Source organism: Pseudalkalibacillus decolorationis, from assembly GCF_024609785.1.
Taxonomy (GTDB): domain Bacteria; phylum Bacillota; class Bacilli; order Bacillales; family Fictibacillaceae; genus Pseudalkalibacillus; species Pseudalkalibacillus decolorationis.
Genome location: NZ_JANHJQ010000070.1, coordinates 1 through 1042, shown reverse-complemented (window position 1 = coordinate 1042; position 1042 = coordinate 1). Strand labels below are relative to the sequence as shown.

Genomic DNA, 1042 nt, shown 5'->3' with positions numbered 1-1042 from the left:
TCCCCAGGTCTGCCTTCTCATATCCTATGTATTCAGATATGGATACTGTCCCATTACGGACAGTGGGTTCCCCCATTCGGAAATCCCCGGATCCATGCTTACTTACAGCTCCCCGAGGCATATCGGTGTTCGTCCCGTCCTTCTTCGGCTCCTAGTGCCAAGGCATTCACCGTGCGCCCTTTCTAACTTAACCATTTGAACAATCTATTAGCTTCGGATCTCTTTGTCAGCTTTGTTCGTCCGGTACTCACGTAGGTCAATCTACGCTCCGTTCCTCCCGAACTTTGCTTCCGCGATCTCCTCGCTTCTAGCTTGCCAAATCATTCACGGTAGCATTTAGCTATTCGTGAACGAATGTTCATTGATGCGGATGCATCAACGTTTAACGCATAGTTTCGATGTCTTGTTTTTCAAGAATTTTCGTTATCTAGTTTTCAAGGAACGTGTTTGTTGCATATAAAATTAGCGTGTTGTCACTTTTAAAAAATGACGACTGTTAATTATATGCTCCTATTAACAAGGTGTTAATAGATTTATGGTGGAGCCTAGCGGGATCGAACCGCTGACCTCCTGCGTGCAAGGCAGGCGCTCTCCCAGCTGAGCTAAGGCCCCAAAAGGAAATATATTTTTATGGTGGGCCTAAGTGGACTCGAACCACCGACCTCACGCTTATCAGGCGTGCGCTCTAACCAGCTGAGCTATAGGCCCAAACCGAACTTTAAAGTCATTATAAAAGCTCGTTTTGACTACTTCACGTAGTAAGTAAAAGATTCTTCGACCAGGCCGAAGAAAGCGAATGAAAAAAGCTCATTCAAAACTGAACAAAAACCTAAGCGTGATTTGCTCCAAAGAGCGGTAATGTCCTAAAAGGACTCCTTAGAAAGGAGGTGATCCAGCCGCACCTTCCGATACGGCTACCTTGTTACGACTTCACCCCAATCATCTGTCCCACCTTCGGCGGCTGGTTCCAAAAGGTTACCCCACCGACTTCGGGTGTTACAAACTCTCGTGGTGTGACGGGCGGTGTGTACAAGGCCCGGGA

At 47.1% G+C, this 1042-nt stretch carries 2 tRNA genes and 2 rRNA genes; all 4 read right to left on the bottom strand.

What is annotated here, in order from left to right:
• Positions 1–193: ribosomal RNA gene (locus NON16_RS25360) — 23S ribosomal RNA — on the bottom strand; the annotation flags it as partial.
• 343 nt (positions 194–536) lie between these two features.
• Positions 537–612: transfer RNA gene (locus tag NON16_RS25355), tRNA-Ala, on the bottom strand.
• Between the two features lie 19 nt (positions 613–631).
• A tRNA-Ile gene (locus tag NON16_RS25350) sits at positions 632–708 on the bottom strand.
• Between the two features lie 172 nt (positions 709–880).
• Positions 881–1042: ribosomal RNA gene (locus tag NON16_RS25345) — 16S ribosomal RNA — on the bottom strand; the annotation flags it as partial.